The organism is Pseudomonas sp. WS 5021, from assembly GCF_012985535.1.
Taxonomy (GTDB): Bacteria; Pseudomonadota; Gammaproteobacteria; order Pseudomonadales; family Pseudomonadaceae; genus Aquipseudomonas.
The window spans coordinates 346049-367938 of record NZ_JAAQWP010000002.1; the positions used below are offsets into that span (position 1 = coordinate 346049).

Annotated in this window: 19 protein-coding genes and 1 pseudogene; 6 read left to right on the top strand and 14 right to left on the bottom strand. The window is 63.0% G+C overall.

The genetic code is table 11. The annotated features are described in order from the left end of the window. Positions 1 to 92: 92 nt before the first annotated feature. The 9 genes from HBO19_RS07925 to HBO19_RS07965 form a co-directional block, all read right to left on the bottom strand. Positions 93 to 1406 (bottom strand): carbohydrate porin, encoded by a 1314-nt coding sequence (locus HBO19_RS07925; protein ID WP_170057231.1) that lies wholly within the window; start codon positions 1404 to 1406, stop codon positions 93 to 95. A gap of 192 nt (positions 1407 to 1598) precedes the next feature. Then, entirely contained in the window at positions 1599 to 2369 is a 771-nt protein-coding gene (locus HBO19_RS07930) for an SDR family NAD(P)-dependent oxidoreductase (protein ID WP_169953168.1), read from the bottom strand. A gap of 71 nt (positions 2370 to 2440) precedes the next feature. Next, on the bottom strand, positions 2441 to 3499 hold the full coding sequence (rhaT, locus tag HBO19_RS07935; protein ID WP_169953169.1) for an L-rhamnose/proton symporter RhaT: 1059 nt from the start codon (positions 3497 to 3499) through the stop codon (positions 2441 to 2443). Between the two features lie 42 nt (positions 3500 to 3541). Then, on the bottom strand, positions 3542 to 3862 hold the full coding sequence (gene rhaM, locus HBO19_RS07940) for an L-rhamnose mutarotase (RefSeq protein ID WP_170041283.1): 321 nt from the start codon (positions 3860 to 3862) through the stop codon (positions 3542 to 3544). Further along, entirely contained in the window at positions 3862 to 4746 is an 885-nt protein-coding gene (locus tag HBO19_RS07945) for an amidohydrolase family protein (RefSeq protein ID WP_170057232.1), read from the bottom strand. Before HBO19_RS07945 ends, rhaM begins: the two co-directional genes overlap by 1 nt. A gap of 69 nt (positions 4747 to 4815) precedes the next feature. Continuing rightward, complete coding sequence (gene aldA / locus HBO19_RS07950; protein WP_170057233.1) at positions 4816 to 6249, bottom strand: aldehyde dehydrogenase; 1434 nt, start codon at positions 6247 to 6249, stop codon at positions 4816 to 4818. Positions 6250 to 6259: 10 nt separating this feature from the next. Beyond that, positions 6260 to 7060: an HpcH/HpaI aldolase/citrate lyase family protein gene (locus HBO19_RS07955; RefSeq protein WP_170057234.1), complete on the bottom strand. Its 801-nt coding sequence runs from the start codon at positions 7058 to 7060 to the stop codon at positions 6260 to 6262. Between the two features lie 11 nt (positions 7061 to 7071). Further along, positions 7072 to 8256 (bottom strand): L-rhamnonate dehydratase, encoded by a 1185-nt coding sequence (gene rhmD, locus HBO19_RS07960; RefSeq protein ID WP_170057235.1) that lies wholly within the window; start codon positions 8254 to 8256, stop codon positions 7072 to 7074. A gap of 16 nt (positions 8257 to 8272) precedes the next feature. Beyond that, entirely contained in the window at positions 8273 to 9568 is a 1296-nt protein-coding gene (locus tag HBO19_RS07965) for an MFS transporter (RefSeq protein ID WP_169953175.1), read from the bottom strand. 122 nt (positions 9569 to 9690) lie between these two features. On the opposite strand from HBO19_RS07965, the gene HBO19_RS07970 reads away from it, so the two are divergent. The 5 genes from HBO19_RS07970 (at position 9691) to HBO19_RS07990 (ending at position 15194) form a co-directional block, all read left to right on the top strand. Beyond that, complete coding sequence (locus tag HBO19_RS07970) at positions 9691 to 10635, top strand: LysR family transcriptional regulator (RefSeq protein ID WP_169953178.1); 945 nt, start codon at positions 9691 to 9693, stop codon at positions 10633 to 10635. Positions 10636 to 10742: 107 nt separating this feature from the next. After that, on the top strand, positions 10743 to 11261 hold the full coding sequence (locus HBO19_RS07975) for a sigma-70 family RNA polymerase sigma factor (protein WP_169953181.1): 519 nt from the start codon (positions 10743 to 10745) through the stop codon (positions 11259 to 11261). After that, positions 11258 to 12193, top strand: a complete 936-nt coding sequence (locus HBO19_RS07980) for a FecR domain-containing protein (RefSeq protein ID WP_169953183.1) — start codon at positions 11258 to 11260, stop codon at positions 12191 to 12193. The genes HBO19_RS07975 and HBO19_RS07980 overlap by 4 nt, the downstream gene beginning before the upstream one ends. Positions 12194 to 12367: 174 nt before the next feature. After that, positions 12368 to 14758 (top strand): TonB-dependent receptor, encoded by a 2391-nt coding sequence (locus HBO19_RS07985; protein WP_170057236.1) that lies wholly within the window; start codon positions 12368 to 12370, stop codon positions 14756 to 14758. Positions 14759 to 14978: 220 nt separating this feature from the next. After that, positions 14979 to 15194, top strand: a complete 216-nt coding sequence (locus tag HBO19_RS07990) for a TOBE domain-containing protein (RefSeq protein ID WP_003173733.1) — start codon at positions 14979 to 14981, stop codon at positions 15192 to 15194. A gap of 56 nt (positions 15195 to 15250) precedes the next feature. Here the strand turns inward: HBO19_RS07990 and HBO19_RS07995 are convergent, their stop codons facing one another. The 5 genes and pseudogenes from HBO19_RS07995 to HBO19_RS08015 all read right to left on the bottom strand — a co-directional run bounded on the left by HBO19_RS07995 (position 15251) and on the right by HBO19_RS08015 (position 20328). Further along, complete coding sequence (locus HBO19_RS07995) at positions 15251 to 16399, bottom strand: PatB family C-S lyase (protein ID WP_169953188.1); 1149 nt, start codon at positions 16397 to 16399, stop codon at positions 15251 to 15253. Between the two features lie 49 nt (positions 16400 to 16448). Continuing rightward, positions 16449 to 17129 (bottom strand): Crp/Fnr family transcriptional regulator, encoded by a 681-nt coding sequence (locus HBO19_RS08000; RefSeq protein ID WP_169953191.1) that lies wholly within the window; start codon positions 17127 to 17129, stop codon positions 16449 to 16451. Positions 17130 to 17176: 47 nt separating this feature from the next. Continuing rightward, positions 17177 to 17428, bottom strand: a pseudogene (locus tag HBO19_RS08005) (LysR family transcriptional regulator); the annotation flags it as partial. A gap of 435 nt (positions 17429 to 17863) precedes the next feature. Beyond that, positions 17864 to 18511, bottom strand: coding sequence for a two-component system response regulator NarL (gene narL, locus HBO19_RS08010; RefSeq protein WP_169953316.1), 648 nt, complete (start codon positions 18509 to 18511; stop codon positions 17864 to 17866). An 11-nt stretch (positions 18512 to 18522) separates the two neighbouring features. After that, positions 18523 to 20328: an ATP-binding protein gene (locus HBO19_RS08015; protein WP_170041289.1), complete on the bottom strand. Its 1806-nt coding sequence runs from the start codon at positions 20326 to 20328 to the stop codon at positions 18523 to 18525. Between the two features lie 310 nt (positions 20329 to 20638). Here HBO19_RS08015 and HBO19_RS08020 point away from each other — a divergent pair, with 310 nt between their 5' ends. Beyond that, positions 20639 to 21880, top strand: coding sequence for a nitrate/nitrite transporter (locus tag HBO19_RS08020; protein WP_170057237.1), 1242 nt, complete (start codon positions 20639 to 20641; stop codon positions 21878 to 21880). Positions 21881 to 21890 lie beyond the last annotated feature (10 nt).

Here is a 21890-nt window from a genome sequence, read left to right on the forward strand (position 1 = left end):
GCTTGCCCGCGATGGTGGTATTGGTTGACTGACCGCTATCGCTGGCAAGCCCACTCTTGCAAGGGGGATGCAATTTTGCATTCCCCCAACCCTCAGAAATCGGCAATAAACTGCACCCCACCCACCACCGCTCCACGGGTTTGCGTCACCCCACCCGGATATTTCACATATTGCAGGTTAGGCCGCACCATCAGCCACTGGGTGGCCTGCACGCCGTAGTTGACCTCGTAGCTGTATTCGCGCCGCTGCTCAGGCAGATCCCCTATGCCCGTCACACCCGTGCGTGCGTTGAGTGCCTGGGTGTTGTCGGTATAGCGGTCACTGACCTTAAGTTTCGACGCACCGACGCCAAAAGTGTCATGCGGCCGCGCGTCGAAGGGGCCTCGGTAGATCAGGCCGACCTGCACCAGGCTCTTGATCATGCTTTTGTCCGGGTCGTTCATGGCAAGGTTGGCAAACACGTTGAGCCCGCGTTTGTCGTTGCCATCGACAGTGGTCAGTTGCTGTTGGCCCGACAACCACCAGCCGGCATTGCTCGAATACATCCGGTAGGGTTTCTGGCTGCTGGCTGCATAGTTGCCGTCAGCGTCCTTGAGCATGTCCTGGGTGTCGGCATTGGCGTAGTAGTAGCCGGCGTGGTATTCCGAACTCAGGCCGCCGATGCGCCCCTTCCAGATGGCTTCGACAGGGAAGCTGGTGCCTTGGGAGCCGCTGATGAACGGCTTGAAGCCATTGCTCGCCTCGGCGTTGCCAGGGTTTTTGTCGTAGGCGCCAACCTGCACCGCGAACACGTCGGTGAACTGGTATTTGGCACGCACCGCCCATTGGCTGATGGGGAAACTGTTCCACACGCCATTCCAGTTGCCTTCCTGGGAACCGCACAGGGTCACGTTCTGGAACTCGCAGGGGAACTGGTCAAAGTCCTCGCCATGGCCGAAGCGCCCCAGTTTCACGGCCAGCTTGCGCTCGAAGAACTTCTGCTCGTACCAGAGCTGTGACAGGCGCCAGGCATTGCCGCCGCCGAACACTTCCATGGTCGAGGTCAGGCCGGTGGCGTCGGGGTGATGTACGCGGTCATTGGTAATGTCCTTGCCATGGCGCTCGCCGATACCGATGCGCAAGGTTGCGTCCTGCCAACCCCAGAGTTTTTGCAGGTCCATGGTTACGCCGAGGATCAGTTGATCGCTCCAGCGCGCAGTCATATGGGAGTCATAGCCGCCGCCGAGGTTGGAGCCCACTTCGCCGACGTATTTGAGGGTGAAGTCATAGCCCTGTTCGGCGAGCCGCGGGCGCAGGCCGTTCCAGTCGCCGAGCATGGCCGGGGAGCCAGGGTCCAGCAGGCCGGCGCTCAGGGCGCAGGTGGAAACCGTGCTGCATAGCAGGGCCAGGGGGAGGTTGATGCGCATGAGTGCTCCTTGGTTTTATTGTTGTTATCCGGGGTAAAACACAAATTCCAGGTACACACAGACCTCCAGTGTGGGAGAGGGCTGGCTCGCGATGGCGGTGGTTCAGTGATGAATCGGCTGACTGACACACTGCTATTGCGAGCAAGCCCGCTCCCACATTGGATCTTTGGTGTGTGGGGGCGGTGTCGGGGGTTACTGCAAGTTGACGAACAACCCGCCATCCACCAGCAACGAGGCGCCGGTTACGTAGCGCGCCATGTCCGAGGCCAGGAACACGATCGGCCCGGCGACGTCGTCCGGTTCGCCCAGGCGGCCCAGGGGTGTGCGGGAGGTCATGTAGGCGAGTTTTTCTGCGTCAGCCAGGTCTTGCTTGTTGATGTCGGTGGCGATGGTGCCCGGCAGTACCGAGTTGCAGCGAATGCCATACGGCCCCAGGGCGATGGCGCAGGATTGCATCAACGAATGCAGGCCGGCCTTGGTCGGGGTGTAGTGGGTCTGCATGCCGCCACCTACCAGGGCGCTGATGGAACTGACGGCAATGATCGCGCCGCCACGGCCCTGGTTCTTCATCTGGTTGGCCGCCGCCTGCACGGCGAAGTAGGCGCCGTTGAGGTTGGTATTGACTGTCTTGAGGTAGACCTCGCGCGGCATGTCGAGGAACGAATGGAACGGGCAGATCCCGGCGTTGTTGACGAACACATCGACACTGCCGAAGGCCTCGACTGCCCCCGCCACCAGCTTGTCTCCGGTGTCCGGGTCGGCGGCATCACCGCCTACTTCAATGGCCTGGCCACCGAACGCGCGGATCTCCTCGATCAACGACAGCGCGGCCTGGGTGCCTTGCGTGCTGGCGCTATGGCCGATCACCACACGGGCGCCCTGGCGTGCACATTCGCGGGCGGCAGCGCGGCCGATGCCACGGGAGGCGCCGGTGATGATCACGGTTTTGTCTGCTAGCAACATGGGAAATCTCCTGGAAAAAATATAACGCTGTTGTAGGAGCAAGCTCGCCCCGACAAAAAGGCATTGCGGCCTCAGCCGAGGTAATTACCGTAGCCAACCATGGCAATGGCGCCGAGGATCACCGCGATCCCGGCCACCAGCACGCCCTTGTTGGCCGTGCTGGTGCCGTGCCATTCGCGAAAGTAGAGGCCCCAGCAATTGGACACAATGATGATGAAAGACATGTGCAACACCCACGAGCTGGCGTCGTTCTGCAGGCGGCTTTCGCCCATGCCGTAGAAAAAGAATTGCAAGAACCACAAGGTCCCGGCGCACGCCACCAGCAGGTAGTTGCGCAATAGCGGGGCGTTGCGGTCGGTGTAGTTGTGGAACGTGCGGTTGCGCCAGTTCAGCCACAGGCACCAGATGCCGTTGGTGGTCAGGCCACCCCACATGATCACCATGAACGTCACGTTGTTCTGGAACAGGCTGTTGGCGCCATGTTCCACGGCGGCGGCGGCCAGTGGGCGCCCGGCGGAAATACCGTAGCTGAAGCAGGCGCTCAACACCCCGGAAATCACCGCCACCAGCATGCCCTTGCCCAGGGCGAACTCGCTGACGCTGGCGAACTTTACCGCCTGGGACACTTCCCGTTCCTTGATCAGCCCGGCCTTGCCGCACACCGCGATGCCGATCAGCGACACGGCCACGCCCCACAGCACCCAATGCCCGCCTTGTGAGGCAAGCATCGAGGTCAGGGTGCCCTCTGTCTCGTGGGTGAACAGGTCGCGGTACAAGGCGGGCATCAGGGCGCCGAGGGCCGAGGTCAGGCCCATGATCAGCGACATGCCCAAAGACAGCCCCAGGTAGCGCATGGTCAGGCCGAACGTCAGCCCGCCGATGCCCCACAGCACGCCGAACATATAGGTCCAGAGCAGGGTGCTGGTGTCGGCGTTGCGCAGGATTTCGACCCAGCCGGGCACGGTCAATTGCGCGGCAATCAGCGGCACGATCAGCCACGACACCAGGCCGCCGGTGATCCAGTAGCTTTCCCAGGCCCAGCCACCAACTTTTTTGTAGGGGATGTAGAAACTGCCCGAGGCAAAGCCACCGATCAAATGCAGAATCACACCGAGGAGAATGATTTCCACGTGTTCGAATCCTTTTTATTGTTGTGATGAGGAGCCAATGGCTCAGTCGGGCGTAAGGCTGAACATCGGTTCAAGATCTACGCTGACCGGTGCGTTATCCGCGTGGCTGGGCATGATGTCTTGCATGTATTGCCACCAGCGTTGCATCAGCGCGGTACCGGGCAGGGCGTCCAGGCCGTGCTCATCGGTATGGGTCAACACGGCGAACAGCGCGTTGGTGGACGCGTCGAGGAAGATCCGGTAGTCCAGCACGCCGGCATCGCGCAGGGCCTGGGCCAGTTCCGGCCAGATCTGCTCATGGCGCCGGCGGTACTCGGCAGCCATGCCGGGGTTGAGGTTCATGCGAAAGGCACGGGTCGGCATCAGAGGCCTCCAGGTGGCAGTGTCGGGCTGTAGATACGCACGGCGTTGTGCAGGAAGAATTTTTCCTGCACGGCCTGGGGCTGATCAGCCATGCAGCGTTTGACCAGGCCCAGGGTGTTGGCGAAATCGGCCAGGTGGTCGCTGTTGGGCCAGTCGCTGCCGAAGAAGCAGCGGTCTTCGCCAAACGCGTCCCACAGCACGGCCAGGCGGTCGTTGTAGAACGCGGTGTCGACGATCAAGCCGTCGGGCCCGTGCTGGGGGATTTCTGCCAGTTTGGCGAACACATTGGGCCGTTCGGCCAAGCGCAGCAGGTCGGCGTGGTAGGCCGCTTCCTGGCCCGCAGGGACCTGGGCATTGGGCAGGTGATCGACAATGATGCGCAGCTGCGGCAGGGCATCGCTCAGGTGCAGCAGGCCCTTGATCAATCGTGGCTCAGGGTTGGCGCTGTCCAGGCACCGCCCGCAATCGGCGAGCTGGCGCAGGCCGTCGATGAACCCTGGACGGGTTTGGTCCACCAGCAAATCACGCTGCCACAGGTTGCCGTAGCGCAGGCCCAGGAACAGCGGCTCGTAGGCGAGCGCGGCAAGGTCGCCCGCAAACTGTGGGTGCAGCGGGTCGAGATTGCCGACAAAGCCAAGCATCCGAGGGTCACTGCGCAGGGTTTGCAGCAACCAATGGTTGTCGTCGCGCCACGGGCTGGCTTCCACGGCGATTGCGCCGATCACCTGGTGTTCGGCGGCCAATACCCAGTAATCCTTGGGCAGATGCGCGGCGTACAAACGGTTGCCCGGCTCGGGCCACGGGATGCCCTGGGGGCGGCGTGGGTCGAACAGGTGCAGGTGGCTGTCGATGATCGGGCCGTTGTAGAGGTTGGCAATGCTCATTGCGTAATCCTTGTTGGAAGGGGTGGTTGTTGGGGCCGGCACTCGCGTGTCGGCGCCCGTTGCCCCACCTCAGCTCTGCAGGTACACCACATGGGTATGGGTGTATTCGTACAGGCCGTGCTTGCCATCGGCGCCGCCGATCCCGGATTTGCGCACGCCGGCATGGAAGCCCTGCATCGCCTCGAAGTTCTCGCGGTTGACGTAGGTTTCGCCAAAGGCCAACTCGCGCACCGCATGCATGGCCTTGCCCAGGTCACGGGTGTAGATCGAGGAGGTCAGGCCATAGTCGCAGTCGTTGGCCAGGGTGATGGCTTCGTCGAGGTCGTCGATGATTTGGACGGGCAGCACCGGACCGAAGATTTCTTCGCGCATGATATCCATGTCGGCGCGGCCACCGGCCAATACCGTGGGCTGGAAGTGAAAGCCTGCGCCGAGGTCGGCAATCTGTCCGCCCGTGACCAGGCTTGCGCCCTGGGCGAGGGCGGTGCGCACCTTGCGGTTGACGTTGTCCAGGCCCTGGCGGTTGATCAGCGGGCCCATCTCCACATCGGCCTGGGCCAGTGGGTCGCCGTAGCGGGTGGCGGCCATCGCCGCGCTGATGCGCTCGATAAACTGGTCGGCGACGCTGCGCTGCACGTACACTCGTTCGGCGCAGTTGCATACCTGGCCGCTGTTGATGATCCGCGAATCACGGATGGCCTTGACCGCCAGTTCCAGGTCGGCATCGGCCAGGACAATCGCCGGCGCCTTGCCACCCAGCTCCAGGTTGAGCTTGGTGATGTTAGGTGCTGCGGCGGTCATGATCCGCGAGCCGGTGGCGACGCTGCCGGTAAAGCTGATCATGTCCACGCCCTTGTGGGCGGTGAGGGCGCCGCCGACCTGGCCGTCGCCACACACCACGTTGAACACCCCCGCCGGCAGGTCGGTCTCGGCCACCAGCCGGGCGAATTCAAAGCAGTTGTTCGGCGTTTCTTCGCTGGGCTTGATCACGATGGTATTGCCGGTCAACAGCGCCGGGGCCATCTTGCGGGCGATGAGGAAGAACGGGAAGTTCCACGGCAGGATCCCCGCTACCACGCCCAGGGGCTTGCGGAACAGGAAGATGTTTTCGTTGGGCCGGTCGCTGGTGATGATCTCGCCTTCGATGCGGCGCGCCCATTCGGCCATGTAGTCGAGGTAGTCGGCGGTGAAGTTGACTTCAACCTCAGCCAGGCTGCTGATCTTGCCCTGTTCCAGAGTGATGGTGCGGGCCAGGTGGGCGACGTTTTCCCGCAGCTTGGCGGCGATGCGCCGCAAGTGCCCGGCGCGTTCGATGGCCGGTTTGCGCGCCCAGTGCTGTTGCGCGGCGCGGGCGGCGGCCAGGGCCTGGTCGACATCCTCGGCAGTGGCGGCCGGCACTTTGGACAGCAGCGCGCCGGTGGCGGGGTTGAGCACGTCGATGTGGGCGCTGCTTGGGGTAAAGCGGCCGTTGATGAAGTTCTGGTAGACCGGAACTGATGACATGGCAGGCTCCTCAGTAAGTGCGCGACGGCGCTTTCGCGTCGGCGGCAGGGCGGTAGCGGGCAAGGGTGCTCAGGGCGCTCTGGCGCAGCAGGCTGATATCGATCGCCACCGCAATGAAGCGACAGCCCCACGCCTGGTAGCGGCGCGCGTCTTCTTCATTGGGCGCGAGGATGCCGCAGGCCTTGCCCGCCGCCAGGGTGGCGTTGACCGCGTGCTGGATGCGTTCCTGCACTTCGGGGTGGCCAGGGTTGCCCGCATGGCCGAGGCCGATGGACAGGTCGGCGGGGCCGATAAAGACCGCATCCACCCCTTCGACCGCGGCAATCGCCTCGACGTTTTCCACGCCCAGGCGCGACTCCACCTGCACGATCAGGCACAGCTCCTGGTGGGCGGTGGTGAGGTAGTTCTCGACGCCATCCCAGCGCGTGGCGCGGGTCAGGCCGCCGCCCACGCCACGTATACCGTGGGGCGGATAACGCATGGCGCGCACCAGGGCCTGGGCCTGCTCGGCGGTTTCGACCATGGGGATCATCAGGGTCTGCGCGCCGATATCCAGCAGTTGCTTGATCAGGTTGGCATCGCCGCTGACCGCACGCACCACGGGCGCGGTGTTGTAGGGCGCCACCGCCTGCAATTGGCTGAGCACACTGGGCACGGTATTGGGCGCGTGCTCGCCGTCGATCAGCATCCAGTCGTACCCGGTACTGGCGACGATTTCCGCGCCGTAGCCGCTGGCGAAACCGGCCCAGATCCCGTATTGGCTGGCGTCCTGGCGCAGGCCGGCCTTGAACGCGTTATGAGGCATGTGCATGGCGAGGCTCCTTAGCGGTTATATGGACGATGCAGTTGGCAATCAGGGTTCAGGTCTACGCCGAAGCCTGGCTTGTCGAGCACCGACAAACGCATGCGGCCATTGACCGGGACCGGTTCGCCGAGCAGTTGCGGGTGGAACATCGGCACCACTTCGTCGGCCTTGGGCGCCATCATCAAAAACTCGGCAAACGGGCTGTTCTGGCGGGTGGCGACGAAGTGGTAGCTGTAGACCGAGGAACCGTGCGGCACCACCATGGCGTTGTGCGCATCGGCCAGGGCGGAGATTTTCACCAATTCGGTCAGGCCGCCGCACCAGCCCACATCCGGCTGGATAATGTCGCAGCAGCCCATTTCCAGGAGCATGCGAAAGCCCCAGCGGGTGGCTTCGTGTTCGCCGGTGGTGACCAGCATGCCCTTGGGCACGTTATTGCGCAGGGCCGCATAGCCCCAGTAATCGTCGGGGGACAGGGCCTCTTCAATCCATTTCAGGCCGTATTCGTGGGCGCCAATCGCCAGTTTGGTGGCGTAGTTCAGGTCCAGGCTCATCCAGCAGTCGAGCATCAGCCAGAAGTCCGGGCCGACCCGTTCGCGCATGCTCGCCAGCTCTTCGAGGTTCTTGCGCAGGCCTTCCTCACCTTCGGCCGGGCCGTGGTGCAGGGGCATCTTGCCGCCGATAAAGCCCATCTTCTGCGCCAGGTCCGGGCGCGCGCCGGTGGCGTAGAACTGCAATTCATCGCGCACCGCGCCGCCGAGCAATTGATGCACCGGTTCCTGGCGGATCTTGCCGAGCAGGTCCCACAGCGCCAGGTCGACCCCGGAGATGGTGTTGATCACCAGGCCCTTGCGCCCGTAGTACAGGGTGGACTGGTACATCTGGTCCCATATTTTCTCGATATCGGTCACCCGCGCGCCCTCAAGGAAGCGCGCCAGGTGTTTCTCGACGATATAGGCCGCAGGCTCGCCGCCGGTGGTCACGGCAAACCCGACAGTGCCGTCGGTGGCTTCTATTTCCACGACCAACGTGCCGAGCACGTTGATGCCGAAACTGCGGCGGCTCTGGCGGTACTCGGGGTATTTGCTCATGGGTGTGGCGATGTGGTCGTCGATCCAGTGGCCGTCGGCCTGGTCGTGGTAATCCGCGCCGCCGCCACGCAAGACAAAGGCGCGCACGTGTTTGATGGTGATGTTGCCCATGGTGTGACTCCTGGAGTTAAACAGTGGCCGGCGTGTTCGACGCTGTGTGGCCGGGGGAGTGGATACCCAGCACCAGCAATGCAGCCAGTACCGTGGTGGCAGACAGTAGGTACAGGCCGGCTGCCGGGGAGTGGAAGGCGGTTTCCGCCCAGTTTTTCAGGACCGGCGCGATAAACCCGCCCAGTGCGCCAAAGGAGTTGATCAGGGCAATGCCCGCCGCGGCCGCGCTACCGGCCAGGTAGCTGGAGGGGAAGGTCCAGAACACCGGCTGCACCGCGATGAATCCGCTGGCGGCAAAGCACAGGGCGAGCATGCCCAGCAACGGGTTGGCGAAGGTGACCGAGCAGGCGATGCCGGCGGCGGCCATCACCAGGGTCAGGGACGCGGTACGCCGGCGCTCGCCGCTGCGGTCCGAATAACCGGGGATCCACCACGCGGCGAACAGCGCGCAGACCCAGGGAATCGCCGAGACCAACCCGACCATCAGGCCGACCTTGGTGCCGAGCAGGCCACTGACCTGGGTTGGCAGGTAAAACACCACGCCGTAGACACTGGCCTGGATCAGCAGGTAGATCAGGCACAGGTACAGCACCGACGGCTGGCACAGCACGCCGAGCAGGCTGCGGCCATGGGAGCCTTTGTGCTGGTCTTCTGCATCCAGCAGGTCCTGGATCTGGCGGCGCTCTTCAAGGCTCAGCCACTTGGCGTCGGCGGGGCGATTGTCCAGGTACCAATAGGCCCAGATGCCCACCGCCGAAGCCATCAGGCCTTCCACGGCGAACAGCCACTGCCAGCCGTGCAGGCCGACGAAACCGTCCATTTCCAGGAGCAGGCCAGACAGCGGGCTGCCAAAAATAAAGGCCAGGGGCGCGCCAAAATAGAAGAAACCCATGGCCTTGCCACGCGCGGCCTGGGGAAACCAATAGGTGAGGTAGAGGATCACGCCGGGGAAAAAACCGGCTTCGGCCACGCCCAGCAGGAAGCGCAGGATGTAGAAGCTGGTTTCGTTATGGGCAAACACCATGGCCGCCGAGACCAGGCCCCAACTGACCATGATCCGGCACATCCACAGGCGGGCGCCGACGCGATGCAGGATCAGGTTGCTCGGTACTTCGAGCAACGCGTAGCCAACAAAAAACACCCCGGCGCCAAAGGCGAAGGCGGCGTCGCTCAGACCGGTGTCGGCCTGGAAGGCTTGTTTGGCGAACCCGACGTTGGCGCGGTCGAGGAAGGCCATGATGTACATCAGCAGCAAGAAGGGCAGGAGCCGCCAGGAAATCTTGGCGAGCAGGGACGCGGGCAGGGTGGTCATCTGGAAATCCTTTTGTAAGGCTTTGTTCTTATGGGCCGGACTGTACGGCGGCCGAGCAATGCGCTACAAATCGAATCTCGCTTACAAGCGATAACCTCAGGGTATCGATAACAAGGAAAAAAATGAGTAGTCCGCTGATTTCCCGCAGCCTGTTCAACCGCCTGCGCTACAAGCATCTGCATATGCTGGTGGCCTTGAGCTCCAGCCAGAACCTGCACCGTGCCTCCCAGGCCCTGAACATGTCGCAGCCGGCTGCCACCCGCATGCTGCGCGAGATCGAGGACATGTTTGCCTGTGACCTGTTCGAGCGCCTGCCCCGTGGCATGCGCCCGACGGCGCTGGGCAAGGAGTTGATCCGCTTTGCCGAATCGGCCCTCAGTGGCCTCGACCGCTGCGCCGAAGACCTGATGGCGCGCCAGCAGGGCGGTTATGGCTACTTGGCAATCGGCACCATCATGGGCGCTGCGCCGGACCTGGTGATGGACTCGATTGCGCAGATCAAATCCCTCAACCCGCAACTGCGCATCCGCATCATGGGCGACACCAGCGACCAGGTGATCCAGTTACTGGAACAGGGGCGCATCGACCTGGCCATCGCCCGGCGCAACGCCGCCACCGACAGCGAACACTACAGCTTCGAGCCGCTGGGCAACGAGCGCTTGCTGGTGGTGGTGCACGCCGGGCACCCGCTGGCGCAGCGTGCGAGCCTGCCGTTGGCCGAGTTGGTCAGCGACTGGCCGTGGATCCTGCAACCGGAAAGCAGCCCGGCACGCATCGGTTTTGACGAAGCGTTGCAGCACCTGGCCCTGCCGCTGCCGGCGGACATCATTGAATGCAGCTCGGTGTATTCCATGCAGCAACTGATCCAACTGACCGACGCGATCATGGTGCTTTCCGAAAGCGCACTGCGCGATTACCTGAAGATGGGCCTGGTGGTGCAGTTACCGGTGGAGCTGGAGGTGACGCTTGCGCCATTTGGCATCTTGCTGCGCAAGGGTGAACCGGTGAGCCGTGAGTTGGGGTTGTTTATAGATTTGCTGCGTTACAAGGCCAGGGCGCTTGATTAACCGCCTCCGCCCGTCTATCCGGGAAAAAGAACATGGTATGCGCCAGGGATATTAAATAGAATGAATCTCATTTGAGACTCACTCGCGCCGCCCAGGGTTCGCTTGCCATGAATGATGCTGTATCGCCAACGATCACCGCCGAACCCAGCCTGAGCACCTTGTACCGCGACCACCGCAGCTGGCTGGAAAGCTGGCTGCGCCGGCGCCTGGGCAATGCCTGGGATGCTGCCGACCTGAGCCAGGATACGTTCCTGCGGGTACTGGCCAGCGCCCAGCCGGTGGCGCAATTGCAGGAACCACGGGCCTATCTGGTGACAGTGGGCAAGCGCCTCCTGGTCAATTTTCATCAGCGCCGCAGCCTGGAGCAGGCGTACTTGAATGCCCTGGCACGCTTGCCCGAAGACTGCGCTCCCTCGCCGGAGCAGCGTTGGTTGCTGCTGGAAACCCTGCACGCCCTGGACGAACTGCTCGACGGTCTGGCGGCCCCGGTGCGCCGGGCGTTCCTCTGGAGCCAGCTCGAAGGCCTGGGCTACCGGGAGATTGCCGAGCGTCTCAAGGTTTCGGAACGTACGGTCAAGCGTTATATGGCCCAGGCCTACGAACATTGCCTACTGGTGGAACTGTGAGCCGCACCGCACCGGATGTAGCGCGGGCAGCCGCGCAGTGGTTGGCGTTGCTGGAATCCGGCACGGCCGGCGAGCGTGACCATGACGGTTTGCAGCAATGGCGCGACAGTCACCCCCAGCACGAACAAGCCTGGCAAAAGGCGCAGTTGCTGCGCCAGCGGTTTGCCGAGTTGCCATCCTCCCTGGCCATGGCCAGCCTCGACCGCCCGCAACCTGGCCGGCGCGCGGTGCTCAAGCGCGCCCTGGGCGTGGCGGCACTGGTGCCGGCGGCCTGGTTGCTCAGTCGCCAGTTGCCCATCGACGTGTGGCGTGCCGACCTGCATACCGCCACCGGCGAGCGCAAACGCGTGCCGTTGGCCGATGGCAGCGCCCTGCAACTGAACACCGCCAGCGCGGTGGATGTGGACCTTCCTCGGCGACGCCTGACCCTGGTCGATGGCGAGATGGCGCTGAATGTGCCTGGCCCGTCGGCGCTGACCGTACACACCCGCTATGGCCAGGTCATCGCCAGCCAGGCCGAGGTTTGCGTGCGCCAACTGGCGGACGCGTGCCTGGTGTCGGTGCTCAAGGGCCAGGTGCAAGTGCAAGATGGATCCGGGCGTAGTACCTGGCTGCACAGCGCGCAACAAATACGCTTACAACCGTCGGGGTTGGGCGCGCCGCTGCCGTTCGACGTGCTGCAACTGGGCTGGCGCGATGGGGTGCTGACCGCGCAGAACCAAGGGCTGGGCGATTTCCTGCGCGAGCTGGATCGCTATCGCCCGGGCGTGCTGCGTTGGGACCCGCGCCTGGAAACCCTGCGCGTGACCGGCAGCTTCCGCCTGGACGACACCGACCGCATCCTCAGCCTGCTGGCCACCACCCACGGGCTACACGTGCAGTTTCGCACCCGTTATTGGGTCACGCTGGCATCGCGCAAAACCCCGGTTTGACCACCCCCCAATGTGGGAGCGGGCTTGCCCGCGATCGCGGTGCATCAGTCACCCCATGTATCGACTGACACTCAGCCATCGCGGGCAAGCCCGCTCCCACAGGGTAAGACCGTGTCCCTTTTTTTCGTCTCGCCTGTCATCCAAGGCAAGTGAACGAAAACAGAGAGCCTTTTAATGCCCGTCGTCCCGCCATCGTTGTTGCGCCTGAGTCTGGTGCTGAGCCTGAGTGCCAGCCCGTTGTTCATTCCTGTGAGCTGGGCCGAGGACGCGGCCCGGCGCAGTTACCAAGTGCCCGGCGGTAGCCTGGGCAGTGCCTTGACCCGCTTTGCCGGGTTGGCCGGGGTCAATCTGTCGGTGGACCCGGCCCTGGTCAGTGGCCGCCAAAGCGCCGGGATCTCTGGTGAGTTTGCCGTCGAGGAAGGTTTCGCCCGGCTGCTGCAAGGCTCAGGCCTGCAATTGCAGGCAGTGGGGGAGCGTGCCTACACCCTGATCCCCGCCCCCCAGGGCGATGCCTATCAGTTGCCAGCCACCTCGATTCTTGGGGTGGCGAACACACCCGTCGCCCAAACCTACGCCGGTGACCAGGTCACGCGCAAAGGTGCGCAGGGCATGCTCGGCGACGGCGATTTTATGGATACGCCGTTCAACCTCACCTCCTATACCGCCAAGGCCGTGAAAAACCTGCAGGCGCGCACCCTCGGCGAGATGGTTGCCAGTGACCCTTCGGTGCGCATCACCAACCCGGCGGGTGGGCGTTTCGAGCAGTTCTCGGTGCGCGGTTTCAGCTTGTTCAACAGTGATGTGTCCTACGGCGGCCTGTACGGCGTGCTGCCGACCTACGCCATCGACATGGAAATGGTCGAACGCGTCGATATCCTCAAGGGCCCCGGTGCCTTGCTCGGTGGCATTGCGCCCCGGGGCAGTATCGGCGGCGGGATCAATATCGAGCCCAAGCGCGCCGCCGACACACCGCTCACCGAGTTCACCGGCAGTTATGCCTCGGCCGGGCAGTTCGGTGGCGCGGTGGATATCGGCCGGCGGTTTGGCGATGAGCAGCAGTTTGGCGTGCGCTTCAATGGCGTGAAGCAAGCCGGCGATACCGAGTGGGACCATCAGGAGGTTGACCGCGAAATGACGGTGATCGGCCTCGACTATCGCAAGGAGCGGGTGCGCCTGTCCCTCGACCTCGGGCGCCAGGAACGCACCGCCGATGCACCCCAGGAACGCGTGGAGATCGCCAAGGGTAGCGTGATGCCCAAGGCCCGCGATATCCGCGACAACTTCGCCCAGTCCTGGACCTATTCCCATACCAAGGACACTTTTGGCGCGGTGCGTGGCGAGTTCGATGTCAGTGATTCACTGATGGTCTACGCCGCTGCCGGCGCACGCAAAGGCAACTACGACTTCCTGCGCCATGGCGTGCAGGCGACCCAGAGCAATGGCGACTTCACCGTAGTGCCGCGCAGTTTCCGCCGCGACGAAGACGTCAAGACCGTCACTGTCGGTGCGCGCAGTTGGTTCGACACCGGCCCGGTGGGGCACACCCTCAATGTCAGCCTCAATCAGTTCAACATGGATTTCGACAATGCCGGCGAGCGCTACACCCCCGGCAAGAGCAATCTCTACCACCCGGTGGTCTTGCCCCACCCAGGCCAGGCTGTGCGCTGGGACACCAGCACCCACACCGAAAACCGCTTCACCAGCCTGGCCCTGGCCGACACCCTGGCGTTGTTCGATGAGCGCGTGCTGCTGACCCTCGGCGCGCGCCTGCAAAAGGTCCAGGTCACCTCCTGGAGCAACGGCATCAAGGATCAGCCGGAGTACGACGAACAGGCGACCTCGCCGGCCCTGGGCCTGGTGGTGAAAGTCACCGACCAGTTGTCCCTGTACACCAACTACATGGAGGGCTTGAGCCAGGGCGAGACCGCGCCTTCGAGTGGGGTGCGCAATGAAAACGCGATCTTCCCGCCGACCAAGAGCAAGCAGGTGGAAGTCGGCGCCAAGTACGACATGGGCAGCTTTGGCCTGACCGCCAGCGTGTTCCAGATCAAACAGCCGGCCTATGGCATCGACAGCCAGGGCTTCTTCAAACCCAACGGCGAGTTGCGCAACCAGGGTGTGGAATTGAACGTGTTTGGCGAGCCCCTGGCGGGCGTGCGCCTGCTCGGCGGGGTGATGCTGCTCGACAGCGAGCAGACCAAGACCGCCCAGGGCCTGACTGACGGCAAGCGCGGCACCGGTTCGCCGATTGCCAACGTCAACCTGGGGGCCGAATGGGACATCCCGCGCCTGCAAGGCCTGACCCTGACCGCCCGGGCGATTCACACCGGCGCGCAGTACCTGGATGCAGCCAACCAGCAGAAGATCGATGGCTGGGAACGCTATGACCTGGGGGCGCGCTATACCTTCAAGGTCAAGGAAAACCCGGTGACCCTGCGCGCTACCGTGGAGAACGTGCTGGACACCACCTATTGGGCCTCGGCTGCAACCTCCAGCGACAGCGCGCCTGGCCTGACCCTGTCTACGCCGCGCACATGGCTGGTGTCGGCAACAGTAGGTTTTTGACCAAACCCATGTAGGAGCCGGCTTGCCGGCGATGGCGTCCTTGAACTCAGCACATGATTCACGGGCCCCATCGCCGGCAAGCCGGCTCCTACAGGGTTTTTCATATGTCTATATGGAATAAATAAATAGTTATTTATTCCTTTTGTTGTTGGTGGGAATGGCGCATTTTGAGGGCCTGCGCATTCGTGCGGATTGACCCAACCGTAAAAGGAAAACCGACATGACCATCAAAGCGATCAACGTGCGCAACCAGTTCAAGGGCGTGATCAAGGAAATTCTGCTGGGCGAGGTGGTGTCCGAAATCGACGTGCAGACCGCGTCCGGGATTGTCACTTCGGTGATCACCACCCGTTCGGTGCGCGACCTAGAATTGAAGGTGGGCAGCGAAGTGATTGCCTTCGTCAAATCCACCGAAGTGTCCATCGCCAAGCTCTGAACCCAAACTTGCGCATACCTTTATAGGCGCCGGCAAGCCCGCGCCTACACGGGTGTTCAGCGGTTTTTCAGGCTGCGTTCCAGGCGTGAAATACCTTCTTCGAGCAACGCCCGCGGGCAGCCGAAGTTCAAGCGCACGAACTGCTGGCTGTCATCGCCAAATTCCACGCCTGCACTCAAGCCTACCTTGGCCTGCTCCAGGAAAAACCGCTGCGGGTCTTCCAGGCCCAGGGCGCTGCAATCGAGCCAGGCCAGGTAAGTGCCTTGCGGGGCATGCATGGTCACCCCCGGCAGGCGTTTTTGCACTGCATCCAGCAGGTAGTCGCGGTTGCCTTGCAAGTACGTCAGCAACGCCTTCAACCATTCACCGCATTGGCTGTACGCCGCCCAGGTGGCTTCCAGGCCCAGGGGGCTGACACTGTCGACCATGCCGCAGCGTGCCTTGTTGAAGCGCTCGCGGATGACTGGATCCTGGACAATCGCAAAGCAGGTCTTCAGGCCGGCGACGTTGTAGGCCTTGCTGGCCGACATCAGGGTAATGGTGCGCCGGGCGATCTCTGCGCTCAGCGATGCGGTGGGGATATGCCGGCGCCCGTCAAAGCACAGCTCGGCATGGATTTCGTCAGAGATAATCAGCGTGCCCTGTTCCAGGCAGGCAGTGGCCACCGCCAGCAATTCCTCGCGGGCGAACACCTTGCCCAGGGGGTTGTGGGGGTTGCTCAACAGCAAGGCACCGGCACCTTTCAAGGCCTGGCGCAAGGCGGGCAGGGGGGTGAGGTATTCGCCCTGGGCGCTCAGTTCAAACGGCACTTCGATCTTCGGCAGGTTCCAGTTGCCGGCCGCATGGCGCAGCGGCGCGTAGTTGGGAGTCTGCAAGACCACCGACTGGCCCGGTTGGACGAAGGCGTGCAGGGCCATGTTGAAACCCGGCTCGACGCCCGGCAGGAATAACAGTTCATCGGGCTGCACGCGCCAGGCGTACTTGTCCCACAGGTCGCTGATGATCGCTTCGCGCACTTCTGGCCGGGCAACGCTGTAGCCGAGCATTTGCTGGTCCAGGCGCGCGTGCAGGGCCGTGAGGATCGCCGGTGGGGCGGCGATGTCCATGTCGGCAATCCACATCGGCAAGACGTCTTCGGGGTAGCGGCTCCACTTGGTGCTGCCGGTGCCGAGGCGAGGGTGGATCGTGTCGAAATCAAAGCTCATGGGGGCGCTCGTGTCAGGAAGGCGGGCGAAGAATCACGTCGATTCTAAGTCAGCCGGCCTGATAGGTCATCAACTGCTCCTCGCACAGGATGCGGATGGTGCGCCGTTGCACCTCGATCAGGCCGGCGTCTACCAAACGATGCAGAATCCGCGAAAACGTCTCTGGCTGAATCCCCAGTTTGGAGGCTACCAGGCGCTTGGGCACTTGCAGCACCACATCACCGCTGGCCAGATCGCGCTCTTGTACCAGGAAGTTGATGACCCGGCGACTGGCATTGGCCAGGCTCAGGGTGTCGATGTCCTTGAGGCGCTGATGCAGGTGGATGCTCATGGTGCCGAGGATCGCCAGGCAGATCTGCGGCTGGTCCTCCAGGGCCTTGCGGTAGTGATGGCCCTCGATACTCACCAGCACGCTGTCCTTGAGCGCCGTAGCACTTACCGGGTAGGCCTTGGCCTGGCTGAACAGCAGGGCTTCGGCAAAGGTCTGGCCGGGGCGAATGACCTCCACCAGATGTTCCTGGCCTTCGCCGGTGACCCGGTGCAACTTGATCTGGCCGCTGACCAGCAGGAAAAACCGCTCGGCGGGGTCGCCCTGGTGCATCAAGGTGATGTGGGCGGGCAAGCGCTTGAGATTGGCCAGGGTGCAGATGTCCTGGAAAATCTTCTCCGGCAACGGGCTGAACAGATGATGCCGGCGTAGGGTTAAAACGATGGATGGGTGGGTCAGCATGGCGTACCTCCGCTCCCGCCCATGGTAGAGCGTGAGGCCTGTGGGGCCTATGCCTCGTTGGAGGTAGCCCCGTGGAGGCAGTGGCCCTGCAGCAGTGCCGAAAATGCATCGCGCGCCGGATGGCAACCTGCGTTGGCATGCCAGTAAAACCGGTTGTCGATGCGCTTAAGTTCCGCGAACACCTGGCCTTGCCAGTTGGCGCCCTGGCGGTATTGCTCGTAGATCCCCCGGGGCACCAGCGCGGCGCCGCTGCCGGCACTGACACAGCCGATAATCGTGCCGTAGCTGGCGATGCTGATGGCGTGGGTGATATTGGCGCAGCGGCCTTCGGTGATGGTGATGGTGGGGACGGTGAGTGGGGGCGTTGACGGTGAAAGCGAGGCGGCCTTAGAGCCGACCTGATCTTCAAATTGCACGCGCGCTCCTGTGGGAGCGGGCTTGCTCGCGATGGTCGTTAACGATGAAAAATGAATGCCTGACACTCTGATGTTTTCTTGCGGGCGCCATCGCGGGCAAGCCCACTCCCACAGGGGAATGGCTTGCCCGCCGGGCCTGGGCCAGGCTCCGAGTGGTGGGGCAAGAGCGCTTTGCTTCCTTTGGCGCTCTTCCAAAGTGAGCCGCCGTAAGGGCGGAACCAATAGTAGCCGTGACCGCAGCAACGGATATGTACACAAACCTGAGAATCACTAAAGAGATGTGTAGATACCTATGCTGCGATGGCGGTGCATCAGTCCCTACCCAGCCTGACGCAAATGCTCCATCGCCCAAACCGCCGCTTCCACCCGCGAGCGCAGCCCCAGTTTGTGCAGCAGATTCTTCACATGCACTTTCACCGTGCCCTCGGTAATCCCCAGCTTGTGCCCGATCACCTTGTTGCTATAGCCCCCGGCAATGGTCTTCAACACCTGCCGCTCGCGTTCGGTCAGTTCCACCGCCGCGTGGGGCTGGGGCGAGCGCAAGGCCTGGGCCAGCACCCGGGTCAGGCCGGGGCTGATCACCAGGGCGCCGTGCAGCGCATCGCGGATGTACTGGATCAGCAGTTCCGGCTCCATGTCCTTGAGCAGGTAGCCGTTGGCATCCAGGCGCAGGGCGTCGCGGATGTCGTCTTCGGCATCGGACACGGTAAACAGCAAGACCTTGCCGCCATAGGCCATGGCCCGCAGCTGGCGCAGGGTTTCCAGGCCGTTCATCTGCGGCATGTTGTTGTCCAGCAGCACCAGGTCCGGTTGCAGCGACTCGATCAGGCCCAGGGCTTCCTCGCCATTGCCGGCTTCGCCCACCACGTGCAGGTCGTCTTCCAGTTCGAGCATCTGGCGCATGCCGTGGCGCATCATCGGGTGGTCGTCGACGAGCAGGATGCGGTGGCGTACAGATGGGGTGATGAGCGCCGTGTTCATGACAAGCTACCTTCTGGTAAAGAGTGCCCGAGGAATTCCGGGCGAAACAGCAAGTGCACCCGGGTGCCCTGAGGCTCGCGGGAGGAAATGTCCAGTTGACCGTGCAGGCTGCGAGCCCGTTCGTCCATGATGGTCAGGCCGTGGTGTTCGCGCTGGTCCACCGGCTCGCTGAAGCCGCGGCCATCGTCTTCAATGCTCAGGCTCACGGTTTCGCCGTTCTGGCGCAGTTGCAGCCAGGCGTTTTCGGCGTGGGCATGGCGCAGGCAGTTGGACAGCGCTTCGCGGGTTACCTGCAACAGGTGGATCTGTTCACTGGCCGACAGTTGGAAGGCCAGGGCATCCACATGCAGGTGCACCTGGAACTCGCCACGCCGCGAGAACTCCTCGGCGGTGTCTTTGAGCTCCTGGACCAGCCCGGCATCGTGGATTTGCAGGCGAAAGGTGGTGAGCAACTCACGCAATTGCCGGTAGGCGTTGTTCAGGCCTTCGCGCAGTTCACCGGTGACGGTTTCCAGGGTGGCCTTGGGTTCGTCGCGGCGCAGCAGGGTCTGCATGCGGCTGACTTGCAGCTTCATATAGGACAGGGCCTGGGCCAGGGAATCATGCAGTTCGCGGGCGATGATGGTGCGTTCGTCCAGCAGCAATAAACGGTGGTCCTGCTCGCGCTGGCGCTTGAGGGACAGCGAGGTGCCAATCAGGTTGGCCAGGGCCTGGATCAGTTGTTGCTCCCAGGCTTGGGGGGCATGGCCGTCGACAAAATGCGCCTTGAGTTCGCCCAGTTCCGCGCCCTGGTTGCTGATGCTGAACACCTGGGGCGGGGCCACGTGGTGGCGCTCGCAGGTGGCGCAGTCACCGATGGCGCAGACGTTGCGGCTGTTGCCGCCATGCAGCGCGAGCATCTGCTGCGCCGGGGCGAGGAAGTGCCCTTGCAGGCACAGCGACAGGCGCAGGCCCGGCAGGCGTTTCTGGAAACGCCGGATCAATTCGTCGAGGCCTTCGGCGTTGGCCAGGCGCGTGGCCAGGCTGCGGCTGCTCTCGTAGAGCAGTTCCAGGGCGGCGTTGGCCTGTTGCAGGTTGAGGGTTTTGTGCTGCACCTGGCTTTCCAGGGTGCGATGGGATTGCTCGATGGTTTCGGCCAGGGTGTTGAAGCTCAGGGCCAGTTGCCCCAGTTCGTCCTGGGAGCGGTGATTGACCCGGGTCTGGTAGTCACCCTCACGAAAGCGCCGGGTGGCGTCCACCAGTTCCTTCAAGGGCGTGACCACGCCGTACTGCAATTCATACAGCCCCAGCAGCAGGATGATCAGGGTGCTGAACAGCGCCAGGCCCTGGATCAGCTGTTGCCAGCCTTGTTTGTGCTCACTCTGTTGCTGCAACAGGCTGACGAACTGGTTCAGTTGTTCGACAAAGGCCGGTGCGCGCTCGCGAAAGAGCGCGCCGTCGCCGCGCTCGATGGCCGGGCGCAGTTCCTGGTTCCAGTGTTGCTGGATTTGCCGGTAGCTCTGTTGCAGGGCGCTGTGGGGGCCGTCTTCCAGTACCGCTTTCAAGGACTGGCTGTCCAGGCGCCGTTGCAGGCTCTGGGTGATGGCCAGGATCTCGTCGGCGGGGGCGTGGTCGGCGAGTTTCCAGCTCAGGTGGTAGGTCTCCATGCGCACCGAGCCTGCGGTGTTGATGGCCGCGCCGTCGCCCTGGCTGAACCAGGCGATCAGCCCGGCGCTCAGGGAACTGGCCAGGGCCAGGATCGCAATCAGGATCACCGCGACACCGGCGCGTGCGGGCAGGGAGCTGCGCAGCCAGTTAAACATCACGGCGTAATCGAAGGGGTAAGGACAACAGCATGGCGGCACCTGGCATAGGAAACAGTATTGGATTCTGCATTCCCTGGCGCACTACCTCTAAAGAGTTGCCGGCGAACCCTCCCACGGGAAAAAGCCGGCACAAGAGACCAATCCATTGATAAATAAAGACTTTCTCTTGTTATTTGGTCTACCTCTTAAGAGGTAGATGGGCCAAGCATAGGCCAATACCCCCCAGGTGGACGTTGATCTGGGTCAAGTTCCTGGAGGACGTCGCCCCTAACCTGCGCTCATGGAATCACTTCTGGGAGCGCAAACCGTGACTCAACCCCGTGTAAGACAGGGCCTGGTGCTGGGCATGAGTACACTGGCCTTCACCGTGTGCTTTATGGTCTGGATGATGTTCGCCGTGCTCGGCGTGCCGATCAAAGAGCTGCTGCAACTCAACGAAACCCAGTTCGGCCTGCTGGCCGCCACCCCGGTACTGACCGGCTCCCTGGTGCGCCTGCCCCTGGGCCTGCTGACTGACCGCTTCGGCGGGCGCATCGTGTTCTTTGTCTTGATGCTCGCCTGCGTGCTGCCGCTGTACCTGATCACCTACGCCACCGCCTTCTGGCAATTCCTCGTGCTGGGGCTGTTTGTCGGCCTGGCCGGCGGCTCGTTTTCGGTGGGCATCGCCTACGTCGCCAAGTGGTTCGACAAGGACAACCAGGGCTTTGCCATGGGCGTGTTCGGCGCTGGTAACGCGGGGGCTGCGGTGACCAAGTTTCTGGCGCCGGCGCTGATTGCCCTGGGTACCTGGCACCTGGTGCCAAAGGTGTTCAGCGCAATCTTGTTTATCACCGCGCTGCTGTTCTGGTTCCTCACCAGCGAGAACAAGGCCCACCGCAGTGCCGGTGGCGCCACCTTGCGCGAACAACTGCTGTGCCTCAAGGACCCGGCCGTGTGGCGCTACTGCCAGTACTACTCGATTGTGTTCGGTGGCTACGTGGCCCTGGCGCTGTGGGCGACCAAGTACTACGTGCAGGAATACGGCTTCAGCCTGCAAAGCGCTGCGCTGTTGGCCGCGTGTTTTTCCCTGCCCGGTGGCGTGCTGCGCGCTGTGGGCGGCTGGATGTCCGACCGCTGGGGCGCACAGAGCGTGACCTGGTGGGTGTTGTGGGTCAGCTGGATCTGCCTGTTCCTGCTCAGCTACCCGCAGACCCAATTGCAGGTGCAGACCGTCAACGGCCCGCTGGATTTTCATATCGGCCTCAATGCCACCCTGTTCACCGTGCTGCTGTTTGTGATGGGCATCGCCTTCGCCTTCGGCAAGGCCTCGGTGTTCAAGTACATCGCCAATGACTACCCGCAAAACATGGGCGCGGTGTCCGGCATCGTCGGCCTGGCGGGCGGCCTTGGCGGCTTTGTCCTGCCGATCATGTTCGGCGGCCTGGTGGACCTCACCGGCGTGCGCTCCTCCTGCTTCATGTTGATGTACGGCGTGGTCTGGGTATCCCTGACCTGGATGTACTTCAGCGAAATCCGCAAGCAACCGCTGCTTGGTAAAGCGGCGGCCTAGCCTCTCCAAG